Raw genomic sequence first — 20,801 nt, 5'->3', positions numbered from 1 at the left:
ACTTCCGGCCAGCCCTCATAGGATGAAGGTCAAAGTTTTAAGCAATTGCTGGTTTGTGTTTACCAAATGCCAGATAGAGCGATGGCAATAACAGCAGATTGAGGATGGTTGAAGTGATTAATCCGCCAAAAATCACAATGGCCAGCGGATACTCGATCTCGTGACCGGGTTTGTTGCCGCTAATGATCAGGGGTAACAGTGCCAAGCCAGTTGCGAGGGCAGTCATGAGAATAGGCAGCAAACGTTCCTGAGCACCGCGCATCACCAGGTCCAGGCCGAATGGCATGCCTTCAGTTTGCTCAAGATGTTTGTAGTGGCTTAACAGCATGATGCCGTTGCGGGCCGCGATGCCAACCACTGTCACCAGGCCAACCACTGAACCCAGCGACATGGTGCCGCCACTGACGAAGACCGCGATGACGCTGCCCACCAATGCAAACGGCAAAGTGGCAAATGCCATGAGTGATAGCCGCAGCGATTTAAAATCGCTGTAAAGCACCAGGAATATCCCGATCAGCGCTAATAGACCAAAGCCAAACAGCCTGTCACTGGCCTCTTTTTGCGCCTGGTACTCGCCTAGCAGAACCGGGTAGTAGCCTTGCGGAAAATGCATGGCCCGCACGCTGCTCTCCACTTGCTGCGCCACTTCGCTCAGGGATTTGCCTTTAACATTAGCGGTGATATCTATCCGGCGCGAGGCCGCTTCTCTTTTGATTTCATTAGGCATGGGGATCACCTGGATATCGGCCACGTCCTTAAGGCGGACTTGCTGACCCAGCGGCGTATCCAGCGCCAGATGACTGATCGCAGACAAATCGACGCGATGCTGTTCGGCACCCCAGATCACGACATCTATGCGTCTCTGGTTTTCGTAGATCTCGCCCACTTTCAAGCCTTTCAGCAGAGTGGTCGTGATCCGCCTGACTTGCCCTGCAGTCAGACCATATTGCGCGAGCGCCTGCGCTTTGAGGCGGATCTCCACTTGTGGCACCAGGGTTTGCGATTCTACTTTGAGGTCAGCTATGCCATCGATAGACGCCATGCCTGCCTCAATATCGTGCGCTTTGTCCCTTAATACCTCAAGGTCGGGACCAAACAAACGCACAACGATACTGGCGCTGGTGCCGGTCAGGACTTCTTTACTTCGCTCTTTTAGATAGGTTTGCACATCGGTAAAAATGCCGGCATAACCATCCATCACTTTTTGTATCTGGCCTAGAGCCTGCTCATAGTTCACGCTTTCATCCAGGCTGATCCATAACTCTGTGAAATTTGGCCCGACTACTTCGTCAGCCACTTCTGCCCGCCCGATATGCGAGCCAAAATTCCTGACGCCTGCCACCGACATCAGATCTTTATTTGCCCGCAAGGTCATCAGGCTCATTTGCTCCAGCGAGGTCCCTGGCCGCTCGACAAAATGCATGAGGAAATCAGTTTCTTTAAAGGCTGGCAGAAACTCCTGGTTTAAGGCCAGCGACCCTAAGCCGGCACCCGCCAGACTCACAGCAATGATCACCATGGCCTTTTTAGGATAAGGCACAATGCGACTCAGCCAGCGGCGGTAGTGCCTTTGTAGCCAGACAGCCAGCCGGGTGTCGTCATGCGCAGATGTATCATTTTTTAGCAGGAAATAAGCCAGTGCAGGCGTGATCAGCATGGCGACCGCCAGAGAAGCCGCAATCGCCGCAATATACGCCAGCGCCAGTGGCTTGAAGAATGCCCCGGCGATGCCAGTCAATGCCAGCACCGGCAGGAAAATGATCATGACGATGAGCGTAGCGAACACAACCGCGCTCCTGACCTCCACAGAGGCATTCACCACGACCCGCAACCGGGTCAGCGGCTGATCCAGCAATGCATTCAACTTTAAGCGCCTGGCAATGTTTTCAACGTCTATGATCGCATCATCCACCACCTCGCCCAGGGCGATCACCAATCCGGCGATCACCATGGTATTTAAGCCTACGCCAAAACCAGTGAGCACGAGCACCGCAGCAAGCAACGACAATGGAATGGCCGCCAGACTAATCAGTGCGGCGCGCTTGTCGCGCATGAATGCAAATAAAATCAGCGTGACCAGCAGGCAGCCTATCAGCATGGCATTGGATAAATTATGGATGGCACGCTCGATAAATGTCGCCGGGCGGAAAATATGCGTATCCACATGCACGCCTGCCAGCGCGGGTGACATCTCTGCAATCGCAGCTTCTACCCGGCGCGTCACCTCCAGGGTGTTTGCGCCCAACTGTTTTTCTACGATCAGCAACAGCCCTTCGCGCCCATTGATAATGGCATTGCCTATCATGGGCGGTGAACCGACCTGCACCTGCGCCACATCAGCGATCTTAACCGGAGTCGCTTGCCTGTAATCAATGATGGCTTCAGACAGTTTGGCCGGATCGACCTTGTTGCTTTGATAACGCACGGCCAAGCGCTGGTTGGGCGTGTCCAGAAAGCCGCCTGAATCCAGGGCCATCGCCTCATTGGTGGCACGTGCCACTTGCTCGACCGTGACTTTTGCACTGCGCAAACGATCCGGGTCTATCAGCACCTGTAGTTGCTTGTCTTTTTGCCCCCAGATCGCGACGTTCGCCACACCGGGAATGGACATGATCTTAGGACGCATGGTCCATAAGGCCAGTTGCGTCATCTCCATTTGCGACATAGAAGTAGCGCTGAGCCCGATTTTCATCACGCGTGACAATGACGAAAGCGATTGCAACATCACCGGTGGTTTGGCAAGCGCAGGCAATGTCGGCGTGACCATTGCCAGGCGCTCTTGCACAAACTGACGCGCTTCTTTAAGGTTGCTGCCTGGTTCCAGCAACAGCACAACTGAAGATAAGCCGAGCACGGATTTTGACCGGATCGCCGTCATGTGCGGCATGCCATTCAGCGCATTTTCCAGCGGCATGGAAATCAACGCCTCTACCTCTTCGGTCGACAGCCCTTGCGCTTCTGTCTGGATCTCGATTTTTGGCGGGGCAAACTCGGGGAACACATCTAATGGCGCCTGTGCCACATGCTGCGCGCCGATGATGACCAGTAATATGGACAAAGCGAGCACAACGACCCTGGCTTGTACTGCAAATGTAATGATTTTCTTAAACATAATGAGCGCTATTTGGCATATCCGGTTTCAAGCGCAAACAACTCTGACGCGCCCTGGTGAACAATCTCTTTACCCTGTACCGGGCCATGCTGTAGTGCGGCATCCTGGCCGCTGACATGGTCAACGACGACACGCCTGCGGTTGTAGGTGAGCGCGGCGGTTTTTTCATATACCCAGGTATTACCGTAGATATCAAAAATCACCGAGCGCCAGGGCACGGTTTCAAACACTGCTGTTCCCCTGGTTTTTAATGCAACGCTGACTCGTTGCCCAGGCGTGAATAAAGCGGCGTTATTGTTCAACGCGTGGTACACGTCTACCGTCAAGGTGTTGACCACCGCAGTTGGTGGCGCCTTCATCGGCAGCGCCGTCACGCTGGCAGATTGATGGTTGGAAAAGTTTTGTATGACGGCGATATCGTGGATGGCCATTTGGTCAATGTCACCCACAGGCACAGCGGTGCGTATCCAGGCTTTCGATTGATTAGCGACCGCAAACAAAACCGCCCCTGCAGATACTACTTGGCCAGGCTGGAAGTTCAATACCGTCACGACACCGCTTTCAGGCGCATTGAGGGTGGTTTGAGTGCCTTTGTTCTCTAATGACCTTATGATCAATTGTTGTCGCTGCTTCAAGGCATGCAAGGTGTCATTCGCCTGCGCATGCGCTGCCTGTGCCTCTTGCAGCGTGCGTTGACTGCCCGCTTTATCTTCAAACAGCCTTTGCGCACGCGTGGCTGCGATCTTTGTCAGGTTGACCTGGGTTTCTGCATTGCTTAACTGGCCGCGCATATCGGTTAAGGTGACTTCAAGATTGGTCTTGGCTTCTGGCGACAGCATAGGCGTCAGTGCCAGGATCGCCTGCCCTTTCTTCACCTGTTCTCCGGGTCGCACAGGTTTGCCTACCGCTGACACGCTGCCGGTGAATGGCGCTTGTATGGTTAAAGACTGGTCACTTGGGATCATGACCTCACCTGTGTATAGCCGGGAGGTGGCAAGTTCCCGCTTGGCCACCTTGGCGGTACTGACTCCCAACCGCGCCTCGGCCTCTGCGGAGAGCACGATATTATTTAATGCAGATTCTTTCACCGGCGAGGCAATGGTTGCGTTGCCCGCTTTGTTTGAGGTGGCGTCAGGACTGCCAGCCTCTGAATGCTGCTGCAATAAAATGCCAAAAATAACCATCAATGCCATGCAAAGCTTGGGGTATTTAAAAGCGGAATAGAGTGTTTTAATAGTCATCATCATTACTTATCTGTTGTCAGGTTGCTCGCGGCAAACCCGGTTAATTGGTCAGCCTGAATGTGTTTCGATAGCTGATTGCCACTCCCGCGATCCATCTCGGCCCAGGCCTTGTAAATCGCCCCGTTTAAAATGGCCTCCTGAATGTTGGCATCTATCAATTGCTTGCTGCTTTCCAGCATGGTCAGGTAGGAGATATCCCCTTTGTCATAAGAGACCTGAGCCGATTGCAGCGCCTGGTCTGCCAAGGGCTTGAGTTGTTGTGTCAGGATGTTCAGCTCGGTACAACTTTGCTGGTAGCGGGTGAATTGTTGCCGTAATTCAGTCTGCGCCTGTTGCAGCAACGCTTGCCGCTGCCTTTCCGCTTTTTCCACCTCGGCTGTCGCGCGATTGATATTGCCCTGGTTGCGGTTGAATAGTGGCACTGTGACCCTGACTGCCGGACTCAGCACATGCCCACTATCGCCACTGGTCGCATCGCCTATGCCTAACAGGCGCAACCAGCTGAATCTGGAGAGTGTTTCCTTGGCCTGGTTAGTCTCAATTGTGGAAGCAGCGGCCAACAAATCCGGACGGTTATCTAAGGTTGCGGCAATCACTTTATCAATGTCCAGCAATGCGGTTTCACATGCCGGATAGGCATCCGCCTTGATTTTCAGCGGCTGCGTGTGCGTTTGCAGACCTAACAACAGCAATAGCTTTTGTTCAGCGAATGCAACCTCATAACTGGCCCGTTTTTCATTCTGGCTGGCGCGCGATGCCTCAACTCGCGCCAACAAGGCTTCAGGTTCAGAGATATCCCCGTGTTCTAAACGCTTGTCGGTGAGGCTAGCGATTTCACCTCTCAGGGATTGCGACTGGCGCTGGATAGCCTGCTGATCGCGCAAGGCGATTAAATCAATACTTGCCTGGCGTACATCGCGTATCAAATCCAGGCCCGCTTGCTGGATCACATTGTTTACCCGCTTGGCATCGGCTTCAGCGACTTTTAAGCGCATAGGCCGCAACCAGAGCGCTTCTATGGGCAGATCCAGCGCATATTTAAATGGCTTGTTTGCTACCTGAAAGCTATACATCAGTTCCGGGTTTGGCAGTAAACCCGCCTGCTCCAGATCCGCTTGCGCCAGCTGCATATCTACCAGCAGCGCTTTGAAATTCGCGTTGTTCCATAGTGCAATCAGCGCTAGCGCATTGACGTCCAGCGCTTGTTCCAGGCGGATACCTTCAGGCAGGACTACTGAAGAAACGGGTGATTCGACTGGCAGCTGGAAGCCGGTTCTCTGCTGCAGGTCATGCGCAACCGTTGCCCGGTTGAATGAACCCACCCCTGCCGTGCAGGCGCCCAGGCTCAGTACCGTAGCGACGCTGGCTACACATTTAAGAAAAGGATGCATGGTGATTTATTCCACTGTCTGATTTATCTGACTGATGCTTTATTTCAATGGCGATTTGGGCAAGTGTGCGTTGGGGAAAGAAATCTCAAATACGTTGCCAGGGAAATCTGGCTTCGATTTAACCCTGATCTGCCCTTGGTGTTGTTCAATGACGTCTTTCACAATGGCCAGCCCTAGCCCGCTGCCACTCACGCCATGGCTGGCAGCCCCTCGGTAAAACCGGTCGAAAATACGTTGTTTTTCCGGTTCCGGAATCCGTTCAGCGCCGTCCTGTATCTCGATCACGAGACTGGAATCAGTGGCATAAGTCATGACATCGACTTTACTGCTATCGACAGAATAGCGAATGGCGTTATCGATCAGGTTACGCACGGCAATACCTATCGCTTCGGCGTTGCCATTGAGATAAAGCGGCTGTGTTTCATAAAAACCGACATCGATGTTTTTAGCGGCAGCCTGGTCAAGGTGAGCCTCCAGAATCGGTTTGACGATCTGGTTCAGCTCAATCACAGATTGATGGGTAGATTGCTCCGACCCCAGCCTGGCTAATGTCAGTAATTGCGCCACTAAATTACTGGCACGCACTATGCCGGTTTGCAAGGCACTCACCGCCTCCATCCGCTCCTGCTCGTTTTTACAGCGGGCGAGTACATCGATTTGTAATTGCAATGCGGCAAGCGGCGTTCTTAATTCATGCGCAGCATTGGCGGTGAAGTTGCGTTGCAGGGCGATGGAGTTTTCCAGGCGCGTGAGCAGGCTGTTCAGTTCATTGACCACGGGCTGGATTTCTTTCGGGGTCACCTCGATATCCAGATGCTCCAGGCTTGCGGCCGAGCGCGATTGAATGGCTTTTGAAAGCTTATCCAGAGGTTTCAGGCTTCTGCCGACCGCGATCCAGATCAGTAATCCTATCAAGGGGATCTGCAGCAACAAAGGCAGCAACAAACCGGTGGCGAGTTGCCAGATATAAATATGCCTGGCTGCCTGAGGTTGGGATATCTGAATCACGCCTTGTGCACTTTCCAGGGTAAACACGCGCCACTTTTGGTGTTGATAATTCACCGTGAAGAACTTGCGCTGAGCCTGTAGCGGGAATTCAATGCGCGGATGCGTGGTATAGATCCTCTCACCAGCGGGATTCCAGACCTGGATCAGGAAATCTTCCTCTTCAAAGATCGCATCCCGATTAGCCTGCATGCGACTCTCAATCTCTGCCGAGCCTATGGATGTGGGCGCATTGAACTGTGTGCTGATCACATGCGCCAGTTCTTTCATATTGCTGTCGTACAGTTCGTTGATCTCTTCCGCTGACTTGCTGTACAGAAATAAGGCCACCAGCAAAGTGCCAATTGCCAACGCGGCGATCAGCGACAGCAATAGATAGCTATGGATGGATTTCATGATTTTTTTACCCGATAGCCGAGACCGCGGATATTGATGATGGCCTCAGTGCCCAGTTTTTTACGCAACTGGTGGATGTGGTACTCGACCGCGTTGCTCTCCACTTCTTCTTGCCAGCCGTAGAGCCGCTCTTCAAGTTGCGCCCTGGACCAGACTTTGCCGGGGCTCTCCATCAGGGCGTATATCACTGCATATTCACGGGCAGACAAAGTGAATGCCGCCTCGCGGAAATGCAGGATTTTACTCACCGTATCTAAAGAAATCTCGCCATTGGATAAGATTGAATTTGTGTGCCCGGTGGTCCGGCGCAGCAAGGCCCTGACCCGCGCTTCCAGCTCGGCCAGCGCGAATGGTTTCACCAGATAATCGTCCGCCCCGGCATTCAGGCCTGCGACCCTGTCATCAATCGCATCGCGTGCAGTGAGGATAAGCACCGGCGTCATGATTTTTGCTGCACGGATATTGTTTAATACTTCCAGGCCACTGATGTCTGGCAGGCCCAGGTCTAACAACACCAGTTCATAGGTTTCCACCTTGATTGCCTCGCTACCGCTTTTGCCATTCTGGCACCAGTTCACGGCATAGCCTTCGCCTTTGAGAAACTGGCTCAGGCTCTGGCCTATCATCAGGTCATCTTCTATCAATAGGATTTTCATACATCATTCTCAATCAATTGCGTTGGCCGAATCACTGCTAGAGGCCACTTTGCATCACATGGTGGCCAGCTTACTTAGTCAATCTTATGTGAATCTTATAGCGATCAATTTCACGTGAAATACACCATGGATTTCTGCATGACATGTGCCTGCATATAGAAATGCTCATGGCATTGTAGAGATTAACGCACAAAAATAGCTGGTGCAGTGATGGCATGCATCGTAAAACCCGTCAGTAACCGTGTGGCTACTTTCAATGCGCCCGCTCCGCTTGAACCCTGCCCTGGAAATACCCTCATCATGGCCCATACATTTCTGCAAATGATGGCTCTGTAGCCACTCTCTCCTTTTCTTTACCATGCTTCTTGTCGTGCAGTGTGATGCATTCAAATCATAATTTTAGGAGAGACACATGAAAGCAGTTGTATTTGGCGGGTCAGGGTTAATTGGCAGCAAAGTAGTTGCAGCACTGAAAGCGCAAGGGCACGAGGCCGTGGTCGCAGCGCGTAACCTGGGCATAGATGTCGTCACCGGCGAGGGGCTGGACGCCGTGTTGCAGAATGCCGATATTGTGATCGACACCACGGATGCCCCGAGTTTTGAGGATAACGTGGCACGCAGCTTCTTTGAAACAGCCACGGGCAATATCATTGCGGCGGCAAAAAACCAGGGCATCAAGCACTACATTGCGCTGTCTGTCGTCGGCACCCACAAGCTGCAAAACTCGGGCTATTTTCAAGGAAAACTCAAACAGGAGAGCCTGATCCAAGCCTCCGGCATTCCTTACACCATTGCGCGTGCGACCCAGTTTTATGAATTTGTGTTGCTGATTGCGCAGGCCGCGACGGCTGACAATGTGGTGCGCCTGCCTTCGGCAAAATTGCAGCCGCTTGCGGCAATCGATGTGGCAACTGCCATCGCTGAGCTCGCCAGCGGCACACCCTATAACGGCATTGTCGATATTGCCGGGCCGGAAAAAATCGCCCTCAGTGAATTTGCCAGAAAAGCATTAGTCGCGCAGAAAGATACGCGTGAAGTGGTGACGGATGAAAGCGCATTGTATGTGCAGACGTTCAAGATTGATGACAGCACACTCACGCCTGAGTACCACACGCTGCTGGGCAATACCGGTTTTGACGCGTGGCTGGCCGACCCTGCCAAAACATTCAAATAATGACCTTTACACTCACCTCTCGAAAAGGAGTCTGATCATGCAACTGTTTAAAACCTTATTCGTTTCACTGGCTTTGCTCACCACTACCGCTGCGATTGCTCACGAAGGCAGCCATGACCAGCCTGACCTGACCATGGTCATGAATAAAGACCTGGGTGATATTCCAGGCAAAGAAGTCATCATGTTGACCGTCAATTACAAACCGGGCGAAGTTGAAACACCGCACAAACACGAAGCACACTGTTTTGTGTATGTGCTGGAAGGCAATATCGTGATGGCAGTCAAAGGTGGCAAAGAAATCGCCTTGAGCCCAGGGCAAAGCTTTTACGAAGGCCCGCAAGATATCCACACCGTAGGCCGAAACGCGAGCAAAACCAAACCGGCAAAATTTGTTGTGTTGCTGCTTAAAGACAAAAACAAGCCACCAGTCATGCCAGTAGATTAATCGCTGATAGCTGCCGGATGCGCTTGAAAAACCATCCGGCAACTTGCCTGAGTACTTGATAAAAGGATAGCCAGCATGAGAGTGATGCAGGTAGATGCCAGCCCGAAACGCGCGCATTCCAGCTCAAAAATGCTGTCAGCCTATTTTATCGAGCGGCTCAGGAAAAGCATGCCAGATATCGACGTTGACTATATGGATACTTCGATCGAAGCCCCGCCACATCTGACACCTGCTTTTATCGAGGCCATGTATACCCCGGCGACAGATCGCAGCCTGGCCATGAAACAAGTACTGTCGTACTCTGACAAACTGTGCGCACGTGCCCTGATGGCGGATATGCTGGTGTGTGCCATGCCTATGTACAACTTTTGCATGCCTTCGAGTTTCAAGGCTTTCATCGATCACCTGGTGCGGTTAAACCTAACCTATACCCTGAATGCAGATGGCACCACCACCGGCAATTTATCCCGCCAGAAAATACTGTTTATTACCACCAGAGGGGCAGATCTACGGCCAGGCAGCCCTTGGCAAAAGATGGATGCATTGCGCCCGGCACTCACAGCAGCGTTTTCATTTATGGGTGCCGATGACCCGGTGTTTGTCGATGTACAACCGCTGGAAAGCCACGACGCGGTGTTAAAAGCAACCGTGTTAGACCAGGCGCGCCTGAGCCTGGATAGCATCGCCCAGCGCTGGCTGGCCGATATCTAATCCGCCAAAAAGCTGTGCCTGAGCTTGACCGCCGTTTCTTCAGCGACTTTCTTGTTCGGCACGTTGGTAAAACCAATGATCAGGCCATTGTGAGTGGTGTCTACAGTCCATTTTGAAATGGGGTGTATGCCATAACCAAGCTGGTTAAAACTGGCACAGACCGCAGTATCTGCATATTGTTTATCCAGTGCAGCGACAAAGTGCATGCCATTCTTATGCGAGCTGACCTGAATGTGGTCTCCCAGCACATCAACCAGCGCCTTGCTGGTGAGCTCGCGCCTGTGCGCATATAAATCCCGCATTTTTTTCAGGTGACGGGAGAAATGCCCCTCGGTGATAAAGTCATTCACCACCATCTGCGAGGTGATGGAAAAACCGCGTTGATAGATGAATGCTTTTTCCTGGCAGGCATCGACCAGGCCGGGCGGCACCACGATATACCCGATTTTCAGAGAAGGAAAAATGGTTTTACTGAAGCTGCCGGCATAGATCACCCTGTCGTATTGGTCCAGACTTTTCAGTGAAGGCAGCGGATAACCGGAATAACGGAATTCGCCATCGTAATCGTCTTCAATGATCCAGGCATTGCGCTGGCTGGCCCATTCCAGTAACTGCATGCGCCGCGCGGCAGATAGCGGCAAACCCAGCGGGCTGTGATGCGACGGCGTCACGATCGCCAGTCTGGCATCCGGGCACTGCGCAATGCCGGCACTGACGATCATGCCCTCTTCATCAATCGGCACATGCACGATATGCGCGCCCAGGTCTTTGAGCAACATGGCTGCCAGCAAAAAACCGGGGTCTTCCATCCAGATACTTTCACCCTGGAACTTGAGCACTTTGCTTAAAAAATCCAGCGCGCCCTGATAACCATTGGTGATAAATATCTGGTCAGGCTCACATACCACGCCGCGTGCCAGACGCAGATAGGCGGCGATCGATTGCCTGAGTGGCGCATAGCCTTGCGGTTCTTTCAGGCGCATTTCTTCCGCCGATAGACTGCGCATGCGGTGACCGCTTAACCGCGCCCACACTTTTCTGGGGAAGGCATCAAATGCCGGACAACCGGGCATATACACCTGCGAAACAGACGGCGCTAATTCAACATTGGCAGTCTGCGTTAATCGTGTAGAGGTTGGCGGCGCGACCGTGCGCAGTTTTTTGGTGGCCGTGTTACGCAACAGGCTGGAGACATAGGTACCGGATTGCCCTCTGGCGACAAATATCCCTTCGCCCAGCAGCATGGCATAGGCACTTTCCACCGTGCCCCTGGCAACATCCAGCTCGCTGGCCAAGGTGCGGGTAGAAGGGATACGGTCGCCGTCTTTGAGCAAATTGCCCTCAATCGCAGCTTTAAACCGGTTGTAGATCTGCAGATGTATGGGCTGGGTGGCGGAAACATCCAGTTGTATCAGTTTTTTTGCCGGGGGTTCCATCGATCAGCCGTCTGCACCGTTTATGATGCTCTGATCATACCTGAGCGATGAAACCCTCAGGAAATACTTTTTTTGGCAGCCACCGCTGTTGCGGAAATGATGCTAAATCAGGAGGCCCTTGCGCAACAATGGCAGTACATGTTCACCCAGGCGATAGGTTTCTTCAAGATGCGGATACCCGGCCAGAAAAAACATGGAAATACCGATATCCTGATATTCTTGGATGCGTTTGGCCACGTTTTCATAACTGCCCACCAGCGCGCATCCTGGCGGGATGCCTATATAGCCAAAGCCGGACCAGACATTGGGGTGGATGAAGAAATCCTCAAATTTTTTGACTTCTTCGCTGACATATTCATGTTCATGACTGAGCCGACGGGCTGAACGCAAGCCTGCGTGCGCAGCGACCGATTGCACTGCTTTTGTGCGCACGCCATCATCAAAGAAACGCCTGGCCTCTGCGATCGCTTCTTCTTCAGTCGCCCTGGTGATCACATCGATAGACAGCCCAAAACGGATCTCGTCCCTGCCATACTGTTTGGCTCTTTCTTTCACATCGGCGATCAGCACAGCGATTTCAGCAGGTGTTTCAGCGCGCATCAAATAGTAATCGGCATGCTTGGCGCCAAACTCGCGGGCCGGGATGGATGAACCGGCGGTACAAATCAGTGGCAATGCCGCTTTTTTGTGTGCGCTTTTGCGGCCACCGCCTTCGGCAGTATAGTATTTGCCGGAAAAATGGAATGACTCGTTGTGCCAGTAACCTTTGACCACCTGCAAAAACTCATCGGCGCGCGCATAACGGTCATCGTGCGCGACATTGTCGCCCACCTGTTTTTGCACTACCTCAGAGCCACCATTGATGATGTTCCATACCAGGCGGTTCTGGCTGGCACGTTGGTAAGTAGCGGCCATCTGCACCGCTGCCCACGGTGAGAAATGATAAGGCTGGAAGGCAGAAACGAATTTCAGGCGCCGCGTTTCCCTTGCCAGCAACGAGCAGACTGTCCATGGCTCCTCACCGCCAGGCGCATTGACCATCAGCACGCCATCAAAGCGATTGATCTCGGCCGCACGCGCGATCTGTGATAAATAATCGATATAGCTAAAATCGTCTTCTACCTCGAACTCGGACACCGCACCGGTGCCCTCGCCCGGGCTTCTATGCCAGTCACCACGATTCCTCGGGTCACCGGGTAAATATTGCGTATCGCCATGCAAAGGCAGGCGAGTGAAAAATAAAGGTTTACTCATGTGATTGCTCTGTCTTGTCCACTGTTCTTATAACCCAACCACTTTGCTGGCTGACTGGCTGGCTAGTTCGCGTTTGCGCACTTCTTCCCTGACGGCGGGGATGATGTAACGGCCGTAATCAATCGCGTCATATAAGGGGTCATAACCGCGATTCAAAAAGGTAGTCACGCCCAGGTCGTAATACGCCAGTAGTGATTCAATGATCGTATCCGGCGTGCCCACCAGCGAGGTGGAATCTGTGCCGCCACCGATGGCGGTAGAAGTCGCCATATATAGTGCCTTGTCATGCACATCGCCTTTTTCGGCAATAGCCAGCTGGCGCTCGGCACCGCCGCTATTGCCACGACCACTGGTGAACGGGTTGGGCTGAAAATTCTGCTTTAGTGAAGCGACGATGTGATTGGCTTTTTCCCAGGCGAGTGTTTCAGTTGCGCCGATGATCAGCCGCACCGACATGCTCACCCGGGGCGCCACTACGCCTGCGGCTTTGGCATAGCCATTCAGCTTGCCTATACGCGCGGCAATATCTTCCAGCGGCTCTGCCCATAGCGCATATAAATCGGTATGTTGCACGGCGACCTGATAGGCACCATCAGATGACCCGCCCAGTGAAATCGGGATATAAGGCTGTTGCACAGGTTTGATCGGCGAGAAACCACCTTTCACCTGGAAGTATTTACCTTCAAAATCAAACGGCGCCTCGGAGGTCCAGGTTTTTTTCACGATCTCCAGATACTCTCCGGCGCGCTCATAACGGGCGGCTTTATCGGTCAAGTTCTCACCATGTTCAGGCTCTGCCGCATGGCCGGTGACCGTATGCAGTCGGATGCGGCCGCCGGTGGTATGGTCCAGGGTAGCAAAGGCTCTGGCCGCCAGCGTAGGCGCGGTCAGCCCGGGGCGGTGTGCCAGCATAAACCCTAATTTTTCGGTGTGAGCGGCGGCATAGGCTGCCAGAAACAAGGGGTCTCCGCCGCCATTGGCGATCAGCACCCGATCAAAATCGGCCTGTTCATGCGCCCTGGCAAGGTCGCGTAAATATTCAAGATCGATTTTTCCTCTATTCGCCGCCCCAGGGGCTAACTGATTTTTGGGGAACAGGCCACCAACAAACTCTACCGGCATACAATGCTCTCTTTCCATAGATTATTTTAATAGTTCACACACGTGAAGTACTTGCTCAGGCCAATGGCTGCGCAGTGCGACACGCTTATTGCGTGTTTTCTCAGACATCAACGATAGATGGTGAATCGTTGATTAACTCTTTTGTATACGGCTGGCGCGGTTGATCCAGCAAAGTATCTACTTCACCGGATTCGATAATGACGCCGCTTTTCAACACCAGCACGCGGTCTGAAATGGACCGCACGATGCCCAGGTTGTGGGTGACAAAAATGATCGCCAGCCCGTTTTTTTGTAAGGATTTAATCAGCTCCAGAATCGCTGCCTGTACCGAGACATCCAGCGCAGAGGTGATCTCGTCACAAATCAGCAAACTGGGTTCACACACCAGCGCCCTGGCAATCGAGACTCTCTGCAACTCGCCGCCGGATAATTCTTTGGGGTATCTGTCGGCGATGGCCGGGTCCAGTGCGACGCGTTTCAAGGCGGCGTTGACGATGTCGTCTTTTTGTTTGAGCCTGGAGGGGAAATAATGACCCACCGCATTGACCAGTGTTTGCCGTACCGAATGCCTGGGGTTCAAGGACTGGTACGGATTCTGGAAAATATATTGAATCTGGTGGCTGACTTCGGCAGGCCTGCGTCTGGCCGCAAAAGCAAGAGCCTCGCCATTGAAGGAAAGGCTACCGCTGGCATTGGCATTCAGCCCCGCCAGCACGCGTGAGATGGTGGTTTTACCTGAGCCGGACTCACCGACCAGCGCCAGGCATTCACCACGTTTCAAGTGGAAGGAAACCGCTTTTAACACTGGCTTGCCGTCATAACTGGCTGACAGGTTCTTCACGTCTAACAAGGCCAGTTGATTGCCAAATGGGATCACCCGCGGTTTCACGGACTCAGCCTGACTGACCAGTTTTAATGGCGGTTGCGGCTTGACGCTGTGAATGCAGGCAACCGCATGTTGTGTGTGTGCGTTGACATGCGCCAATGCTGGCACGCTGGTTTTGCATTCGCTGGTTGCCAGCTTGCATCTGGATTCAAATACGCAACCGCTGCCCCTGGATTGCAACGAAGGCGCATTGCCCACGATAGGAATGGGAATGCTGCGCAAATGAATATCAGGAATCGCGCTGATCAAACCCTGGCTATAAGGGTGCAATGGCTGCGAGAACAATTCAGTGGCGCTGGCCTGCTCCACAATGCGGCCACCGTAAAGCACAATCACATGGTCAGCGATTTTTTTAACCACTGCTAAATCATGCGATACATAGATAGCAGCCACGCCGTAACTCTGGCATAACTTCTTTACCGTCAACAGCACTTTAGCCTGCGTGGTCACATCCAGCGCCGTGGTCGGCTCATCCAGCACGATCACACCCGGCCGGGTGATAAAAGACAGCGCCAGCATGACGCGCTGCTGCTGCCCGCCAGAAAGCTGGTGCGGATAACGATTGAGGAAGGCATCATCGTGCAATAGCTCTACATCTTTTAAGGTGCTGATGATTCTTGCGCGCTGTTGCGTCGCATTTAAACCCGGCTCATGTGATTGCAGCACATCCTCTAAATGCGCCCTGATGGTGATTAACGGGTTTAGGGCCGTGGATGGATTCTGCGGGACATAACTGACCTGCTTGCCTCTGACCCGGCGTAATTGCTGTGCATCCAGCGCCAGTATATTCAGCCCGGCAATCTTGATTTCGCCAGCGACAATCGTTGCACCCACCCGGGTATGTTTGAGCAAGGCCGTGGCGATGGTGGTTTTGCCTGAGCCTGATTCCCCGACCAGCGCCAGGATCTGCCCTTGCACCACCTGGAAACTGATCTCGGAAACGATGGCCGTGCCATCAGTCAGACTGACGGCCAGGTTGTTCACCTCCAGTGCCAGACTGGCTTCTGGCTGGGCCTGAACAGAATTAAGCATGCCCGTTCCCCTCACTTTTGCCTGCGTCTTTTTGGCTTAACTCGTTCTGGCTAGGCTCATTGTGATTTGACTCGTTGTGATTTGATTCGTTAATCCGGGAAAATCTGCGGCCAAAGCCTTCTGCCAGCAGGTTGGCGCCTAACGCAAAAACGGCGATCAACACGATAGGGATCAAAATAGAGAACGGCTGTATCTGTAATCCACCCTTGTTTTCGTTGACCATCAGGCCCCAGTCAGCCTCTGGCGGCGCGACGCCATAACCCAGAAAGCTCAGGCCTGAGAGGAGCGCCACCGACCATGACAGCATGGTGCCCAGATGTATCAGTAGCGGCGTCAGGATGTTAGGCAGTATCTCGCGCAGCAAGATCTGGTGATGCGGATAACCCATCATTTCTGCGACTTCTATATATTCGTGTTTTGAGACTGACAGCGTCAGGCTACGGGTTAAGCGGATCACGCCAGGCACAAAGGCGATCGCTACCGTGATCGCGATCAACCACTTGTCACGCCCCAACATGGAGACCACCAGTAACACCAGGATCAGGTGCGGAAATGCCAGGAAGATATCAGCGATCCAGATAATGACCTGGTCAGTTCTATTTTTAAAAAAACCGGCAATCAACCCAAACACAATACCGATGACCAACCCCAGCAATGAAGAGACGATAGACATCCAGACGATAGAAATACCGCCATGCAACACACGTGAAAGCACATCCTGCCCCAGGTAATCCGCGCCCAGCACAACGCCGGTCTCAGGGCCGCTATATCTGGCGGCCACCATTTCTGTGGCCTCGTAAGGTGCAAGCCACGGCCCTAACAGGGATACCAGTAAAATAAAAATGGTGAGCAAAAGCCCTGACTTGATCTGGCTGTTACTGGAAGCGAAAAACTGTTTGAGTGCGTGCATGGGGTTATCTGTCTATGTTCACTATTTTTATTCAGGCTGTCCTGAGTTTTGGTGTTAATAGCACCGTCACAATGTCGGCCAGCAGATTGATCGCCATCACGCCGGAAGCTAAGAACACGACCACCGCCTGGATCACCGGGATATCCCGGATATCCACCGCCGCGTTGAGGGCGCTGCCTATGCCGGGATAAGCGAACACCACCTCAACCACCAGTGCGCCACCCAGCAGCACACTGGCGATCAGGGCGATCGCCTGTATGGTCGGGATCACGGCATTGGGGATGGCATATTTCCAGATGACCTGGGTTTTATTCAGGCCGCGCAAATGCGCAGAAATAATAAAATCCGATTGCAGCACTTCAATTAAAGACCCCCTGATCAGTCGCACCAGGTAAGGCAGGCTGGTGAGTACTAATGTCAGCATGGGCAGCACCATAAACTCTAATTGTCCCCAGATGGACTGACTGGACTGGATTAGGGACACCGCGGGAAAAATATGAAACACCAGGGTAGAGAGCAGCATGACCAGGCCATAAGCAATGGCAAAACTGGGCACTGCCTTCACGAAAATGAGCAGCGAAATAGAGACGCGGTCCAATAAGGCATCTTTATGCAAAGCTAGATAGATACCGATCACAAAAGCAGCCGGGATCAATACCGCCAGCGTAAAGCCTAATAAAATCAGGGTATTTTTGACCTTGCCTGCCACCAGGGTGATGACTGGCATTTTGGAATCTATGGAAATGCCAAAATCGCCCTGCATTGCCGGCGTGATCCAGTGCAGGTACTGACTGGCCAGCGATTGATCCAGCCCTAGTTGATGATGCAGTATCTGTATGGCTTCTTCTGAAGCTTCTGGCCCCAGGATGACGCGCGCGGGGTCGGAAGGTAGGGCTTGGGTCGCGATAAACACCAGTATGGAGATAGCGAACAAGCCCAGCATGCTGGAAAGCGTACGCTTGACTATCCACTTGAATAAATAGGATGAAAAGAAGCTTTTCTTACCTTCTTTACCCGGCAGCGTATCAACTGCAGCTGCCGGCATCTCGGCGATTTTTTCCGCAACAACCGCCAGCCCCAGGTCTTTGAGGTTGGCTTTTGCCGTGCCCTGCACGTCATCCTGCGTTGCCGTTGGAAAGTCCTTGAGTTCCAGATTTTGCATACTGTGTTTTAACCCGGTTGATTCAGCCATAACTTGTCAAACCGCCAGGTAGGGAAGTGTGATCGCTCAGGTTTCAAGCCCCCTACCGCGTGGGATGCCAGATCCAGCGTATTCACATAAGACCAGATAATGAGGCCGCCTTTGTCATGCTGGATCTGCTGCGCTTCGTGCACGAGTGGCGTACGTTTTTCAAGATTTTTGGTGGAGATCGCCTGCCGGAACAGCGTATCAAAACGCTCATTGTGAAAATGCGTTTTATTGGCGCTGGAAAGGTAGCTATCAACACTTGCAGCCGTGTGCAGGAACTCGCCACCCAGACGGCTATTGGTGCTTAATTGCCAGTCCGCGCGTTTTGGCCCGCCAAAAGTGGCCGCATCGACCTGGTTGATCTTGATATTGACGCCGGCTTTTTTTGCCTGCGCCGCAAACACCTGGGCGACAGGCGAGCCCCCTGCCACCGCAGACAAACCGGGGCCTACGGTCAACTCCACGGTCAAGCCTTCGTATCCGGCCTGTTTGATTAGCGAACGGGCTTGCTCGGGATCGTATGGGCGTTGTGCGATGCCGTGATTAAAAGTGGGGTCCAAAGGAGAATAGATATCGTTGGCGATTCTGCCCTGACCAGCCAGGGCGCGGTCTATCACTTCCTGGCGGTCTATCATCAACCTGAACGCCTGCCGGACGCGGTCGTCTTTAAACGGTTCCACACTGAGGTTGAGGTCTATGGACTGGAAACCATGCGTCTGGTTGGTGATCACCTGGATCGCCTGATTACGTTTCAATGCCGTCACCTGCTCGGGTGCAACGCCATTGGCCATATCGATCTGGCCGCTCAATAACGCTGAGATACGCGCGTATTCATCCTTGAAATCGATGATCTCCAGTTCATCCGGGTAGGGCTGGCCAGACTTGTAAAAATTCTCGAAGCGGGTGAATACCGAGCGTTGGCCAGGCACAAATTCTTTCAGTTTGAATGGCCCGGCGCCTACCGGATTGGTCACCGGATGGTAATCCACCGGCACGATGCCGCCAAAGTTGACCCACGCATCTGGCAGGGACAGCAAACCACTGCCGCCGCGTATCGGAATCTGCACCGTGCGCTCATCGAGCTTGACCAGGTTATCCCTGTCTATCCACTTCACATAACCTAAATAAGGTGAGGCGAGTTCAGGGTCGGATAACCTGCGTGTGGAATAGATCAGGTCATCCGCAGTGATGGTTTTGCCATGGTGGAATTCCAGGTCTTTTTTCAGCCGCATCGTCCACAGGGTGGCATCCTCATTGACCTCCACTTCCTCGGCCAACGCCAGGTCCGGCGTCATATGCTCGCTCCACTCCCACAATTTACTGTAGAGCGCAAAGCCACGGATGATCGCACTCGAAGTCGTTGGTTTATGGGCGTCCAGGTCACCCGCCTTGCTGCCATCAATAATGCCCATACGCAGCCTGCCGCCATATCTGGGGGTCGTGGATTGGATGAAGGTGCCGCTATTGCTGTCAGCCTTCTGGTCAGAGCAACCTGTCAGCAGTCCGCCGCCCAACAGCAGGCTACCGCCCAGGGCCGCGCCCTGGATCAGAAACCCTCTTCTGGATAATTCACTGCTCATTATGCTGCCTCCTGTTGATTCACGGATTCATTGCGTTCGCCGCGCGTCGGGTAGCTAGACCTGCGCACTGGTGATAACAGCGGCACCTCAAACCCATGGTCGAGGTCCAGCAGCGGGAACAGCAAGTCGGCCACGCGTTGTGCCTCTTCGATCAATGGCCAGCCGGATAAAATAAAGGCATGTGCGCCGTTCGCTTCAAACTCTTTGATCCTGGCGGCCACATTTTTGGCGCTACCAACCAGGGTGGTGCCTGAAAGCGGCGCGACGATATTGAAACCATGCAGGGCTGGGCCAGTCCAGACGTTGGGATAAATCTCGTAGTCTTTGGCTTTAGGCAGATAGCCAGCGCGTACGGCTTCGATATTTTTCTGCACCTGGGGATTGTCACTTTTGAAAGTTTCAAAGGTTTCCCCGGGCGGCAGCTGGCGGATGATGCAATCTTTGGCGTATTGCACCGAGGTACGATCGACCAGATATTGCGCATACTCCCAGGCCTCTTCTTCCGTCTCGCGCACGATGACTTGCAGCCGCGTACCAAATGTGAGTTTTCTACCTTTCTTCTCGGCTTCAGCGCCTACACGTTTGAATTTCTCGCCGAGTAAATGCGGTTTATCCGCAAAGCTCAGGTAAACATCCAGCAGTTTGGCTGCCTGCTCAACGCCTGGCGCCGAGGTGCCTGCCCCCCATAAGGGAATATTAGGCAGCGGCTGGTTTTGCGGCCCACGGTTAGGCGTCAGTAATGGCGAAGGCTTGGGCGCGATCTTGATATATTGCCCGTCATAGCCACTGCTATCGCCGGCGTACACTTTTCTGAATGCATCCCAGTACTCATAACTGAACAGGTAGCGCTCATCATGCTTGATATGGAAACCCAGCGATGGCAGCACGCCGTCATTGCCGTTAATCACGTTATAAATCAAACGGCCATTAGAAAAGCGGTCTATGGTCTGGGCGATTTGCGCCAGCTTGGCCGGTGCGATCAACCCCGGATGCACGGCCGCCACGAACTTCATGCGTTTGGTGGTCGCCAGCATGGCGGAGGTCAATGTGTGCACTTCATCCACGCCGGTGGCAAGCAAGGCGCCGTAATAGCCTAATTTATCGATAGTGCCCGCCAACTGCTGCAGGTGATCAAACCCGGTATTCCAGCGTCCGTCTGCCTCCCACGGCACCGGGCCATCAGGGGCTGTCAAATACCATAAAATCTTCACTGCCATATTTATTCCTCTTACTTAACTAATTTAATTTTTAATGCGGC

Annotated in this window: 16 protein-coding genes; 3 read left to right on the top strand and 13 right to left on the bottom strand. The window is 53.1% G+C overall.

The genetic code is table 11. The annotated features are described in order from the left end of the window. Positions 1 to 37 precede the first annotated feature (37 nt). The 5 genes from ACTS9Y_RS10395 to ACTS9Y_RS10375 are packed head-to-tail and all read right to left on the bottom strand — an operon-like array spanning position 38 to position 7,804. Positions 38 to 3,112: an efflux RND transporter permease subunit gene (locus ACTS9Y_RS10395; RefSeq protein WP_442585853.1), complete on the bottom strand. Its 3,075-nt coding sequence runs from the start codon at positions 3,110 to 3,112 to the stop codon at positions 38 to 40. 8 nt (positions 3,113 to 3,120) lie between these two features. Further along, positions 3,121 to 4,359 carry an efflux RND transporter periplasmic adaptor subunit gene (locus ACTS9Y_RS10390; RefSeq protein WP_442585852.1) on the bottom strand — a complete coding sequence of 413 codons (1,239 nt, stop codon included), beginning with the start codon at positions 4,357 to 4,359 and terminating at the stop codon, positions 3,121 to 3,123. Further along, entirely contained in the window at positions 4,359 to 5,747 is a 1,389-nt protein-coding gene (locus ACTS9Y_RS10385; protein ID WP_442585851.1) for a TolC family protein, read from the bottom strand. The genes ACTS9Y_RS10390 and ACTS9Y_RS10385 overlap by 1 nt, the downstream gene beginning before the upstream one ends. A 39-nt stretch (positions 5,748 to 5,786) precedes the next feature. Continuing rightward, a complete protein-coding gene (locus ACTS9Y_RS10380; protein ID WP_442585850.1) occupies positions 5,787 to 7,148 on the bottom strand; it encodes a sensor histidine kinase in 1,362 nt (453 codons plus the stop codon). Beyond that, positions 7,145 to 7,804 carry a response regulator gene (locus ACTS9Y_RS10375; protein WP_442585849.1) on the bottom strand — a complete coding sequence of 220 codons (660 nt, stop codon included), beginning with the start codon at positions 7,802 to 7,804 and terminating at the stop codon, positions 7,145 to 7,147. Before ACTS9Y_RS10375 ends, ACTS9Y_RS10380 begins: the two co-directional genes overlap by 4 nt. Before the next feature lie 412 nt (positions 7,805 to 8,216). On the opposite strand from ACTS9Y_RS10375, the gene ACTS9Y_RS10370 reads away from it, so the two are divergent. The 3 genes from ACTS9Y_RS10370 to ACTS9Y_RS10360 all read left to right on the top strand — a co-directional run bounded on the left by ACTS9Y_RS10370 (position 8,217) and on the right by ACTS9Y_RS10360 (position 10,134). After that, positions 8,217 to 8,978: an SDR family oxidoreductase gene (locus ACTS9Y_RS10370; RefSeq protein WP_442585848.1), complete on the top strand. Its 762-nt coding sequence runs from the start codon at positions 8,217 to 8,219 to the stop codon at positions 8,976 to 8,978. Positions 8,979 to 9,015: 37 nt separating this feature from the next. Next, positions 9,016 to 9,423, top strand: coding sequence for a cupin domain-containing protein (locus ACTS9Y_RS10365; RefSeq protein WP_442585847.1), 408 nt, complete (start codon positions 9,016 to 9,018; stop codon positions 9,421 to 9,423). A gap of 75 nt (positions 9,424 to 9,498) precedes the next feature. Beyond that, the gene (locus tag ACTS9Y_RS10360; RefSeq protein WP_442585846.1) at positions 9,499 to 10,134 is read left to right on the top strand and encodes an FMN-dependent NADH-azoreductase; all 636 of its coding nucleotides are present in this window, start codon (positions 9,499 to 9,501) and stop codon (positions 10,132 to 10,134) included. On the opposite strand, the gene pdxR is transcribed toward ACTS9Y_RS10360, so the two are convergent. The 8 genes from pdxR to ACTS9Y_RS10320 form a co-directional block, all read right to left on the bottom strand. Beyond that, the gene (pdxR, locus tag ACTS9Y_RS10355) at positions 10,131 to 11,570 is read right to left on the bottom strand and encodes a MocR-like pyridoxine biosynthesis transcription factor PdxR (RefSeq protein ID WP_442585845.1); all 1,440 of its coding nucleotides are present in this window, start codon (positions 11,568 to 11,570) and stop codon (positions 10,131 to 10,133) included. The genes ACTS9Y_RS10360 and pdxR overlap by 4 nt on opposite strands. 102 nt (positions 11,571 to 11,672) lie before the next feature. After that, positions 11,673 to 12,824, bottom strand: coding sequence for an LLM class flavin-dependent oxidoreductase (locus ACTS9Y_RS10350; protein WP_442585844.1), 1,152 nt, complete (start codon positions 12,822 to 12,824; stop codon positions 11,673 to 11,675). A gap of 27 nt (positions 12,825 to 12,851) precedes the next feature. Continuing rightward, positions 12,852 to 13,964, bottom strand: a complete 1,113-nt coding sequence (locus ACTS9Y_RS10345; protein ID WP_442585843.1) for an LLM class flavin-dependent oxidoreductase — start codon at positions 13,962 to 13,964, stop codon at positions 12,852 to 12,854. Between the two features lie 82 nt (positions 13,965 to 14,046). Further along, positions 14,047 to 15,864: a dipeptide ABC transporter ATP-binding protein gene (locus ACTS9Y_RS10340; protein WP_442585842.1), complete on the bottom strand. Its 1,818-nt coding sequence runs from the start codon at positions 15,862 to 15,864 to the stop codon at positions 14,047 to 14,049. Next, positions 15,857 to 16,774, bottom strand: coding sequence for an ABC transporter permease (locus ACTS9Y_RS10335; protein ID WP_442585841.1), 918 nt, complete (start codon positions 16,772 to 16,774; stop codon positions 15,857 to 15,859). Before ACTS9Y_RS10335 ends, ACTS9Y_RS10340 begins: the two co-directional genes overlap by 8 nt. Before the next feature lie 31 nt (positions 16,775 to 16,805). Next, complete coding sequence (locus tag ACTS9Y_RS10330) at positions 16,806 to 17,936, bottom strand: ABC transporter permease (protein WP_442585840.1); 1,131 nt, start codon at positions 17,934 to 17,936, stop codon at positions 16,806 to 16,808. A gap of 8 nt (positions 17,937 to 17,944) precedes the next feature. Beyond that, the gene (locus tag ACTS9Y_RS10325) at positions 17,945 to 19,543 is read right to left on the bottom strand and encodes an ABC transporter substrate-binding protein (RefSeq protein WP_442585839.1); all 1,599 of its coding nucleotides are present in this window, start codon (positions 19,541 to 19,543) and stop codon (positions 17,945 to 17,947) included. After that, a complete protein-coding gene (locus ACTS9Y_RS10320) occupies positions 19,543 to 20,760 on the bottom strand; it encodes an LLM class flavin-dependent oxidoreductase (RefSeq protein ID WP_442585838.1) in 1,218 nt (405 codons plus the stop codon). The genes ACTS9Y_RS10325 and ACTS9Y_RS10320 overlap by 1 nt, the downstream gene beginning before the upstream one ends. Positions 20,761 to 20,801 lie beyond the last annotated feature (41 nt).

The sequence above is a fragment of the Methylophilus sp. genome, from assembly GCF_052173275.1.
In the GTDB taxonomy this organism is placed as follows: Bacteria; Pseudomonadota; Gammaproteobacteria; order Burkholderiales; family Methylophilaceae; genus Methylophilus.
The sequence above is the reverse complement of the archived record's forward strand: the minus strand, read 5'-3'. Positions and strand labels throughout refer to the sequence as shown.

What these genes read in the sequence shown, in the direction of transcription:
- ACTS9Y_RS10395 (WP_442585853.1), bottom strand. Translation starts at nt 3,112, where the DNA reads ATGTTTAAGAAAATCATTACATTTGCAGTACAAGCCAGGGTCGTTGTG.
- ACTS9Y_RS10390 (WP_442585852.1), bottom strand. Translation starts at nt 4,359, where the DNA reads ATGATGATGACTATTAAAACACTCTATTCCGCTTTTAAATACCCCAAG.
- ACTS9Y_RS10385 (WP_442585851.1), bottom strand. Translation starts at nt 5,747, where the DNA reads ATGCATCCTTTTCTTAAATGTGTAGCCAGCGTCGCTACGGTACTGAGC.
- ACTS9Y_RS10380 (WP_442585850.1), bottom strand. Translation starts at nt 7,148, where the DNA reads ATGAAATCCATCCATAGCTATCTATTGCTGTCGCTGATCGCCGCGTTG.
- ACTS9Y_RS10375 (WP_442585849.1), bottom strand. Translation starts at nt 7,804, where the DNA reads ATGAAAATCCTATTGATAGAAGATGACCTGATGATAGGCCAGAGCCTG.
- ACTS9Y_RS10370 (WP_442585848.1), top strand. Translation starts at nt 8,217, where the DNA reads ATGAAAGCAGTTGTATTTGGCGGGTCAGGGTTAATTGGCAGCAAAGTA.
- ACTS9Y_RS10365 (WP_442585847.1), top strand. Translation starts at nt 9,016, where the DNA reads ATGCAACTGTTTAAAACCTTATTCGTTTCACTGGCTTTGCTCACCACT.
- ACTS9Y_RS10360 (WP_442585846.1), top strand. Translation starts at nt 9,499, where the DNA reads ATGAGAGTGATGCAGGTAGATGCCAGCCCGAAACGCGCGCATTCCAGC.
- pdxR (WP_442585845.1), bottom strand. Translation starts at nt 11,570, where the DNA reads ATGGAACCCCCGGCAAAAAAACTGATACAACTGGATGTTTCCGCCACC.
- ACTS9Y_RS10350 (WP_442585844.1), bottom strand. Translation starts at nt 12,824, where the DNA reads ATGAGTAAACCTTTATTTTTCACTCGCCTGCCTTTGCATGGCGATACG.
- ACTS9Y_RS10345 (WP_442585843.1), bottom strand. Translation starts at nt 13,964, where the DNA reads ATGGAAAGAGAGCATTGTATGCCGGTAGAGTTTGTTGGTGGCCTGTTC.
- ACTS9Y_RS10340 (WP_442585842.1), bottom strand. Translation starts at nt 15,864, where the DNA reads ATGCTTAATTCTGTTCAGGCCCAGCCAGAAGCCAGTCTGGCACTGGAG.
- ACTS9Y_RS10335 (WP_442585841.1), bottom strand. Translation starts at nt 16,774, where the DNA reads ATGCACGCACTCAAACAGTTTTTCGCTTCCAGTAACAGCCAGATCAAG.
- ACTS9Y_RS10330 (WP_442585840.1), bottom strand. Translation starts at nt 17,936, where the DNA reads ATGCAAAATCTGGAACTCAAGGACTTTCCAACGGCAACGCAGGATGAC.
- ACTS9Y_RS10325 (WP_442585839.1), bottom strand. Translation starts at nt 19,543, where the DNA reads ATGAGCAGTGAATTATCCAGAAGAGGGTTTCTGATCCAGGGCGCGGCC.
- ACTS9Y_RS10320 (WP_442585838.1), bottom strand. Translation starts at nt 20,760, where the DNA reads ATGGCAGTGAAGATTTTATGGTATTTGACAGCCCCTGATGGCCCGGTG.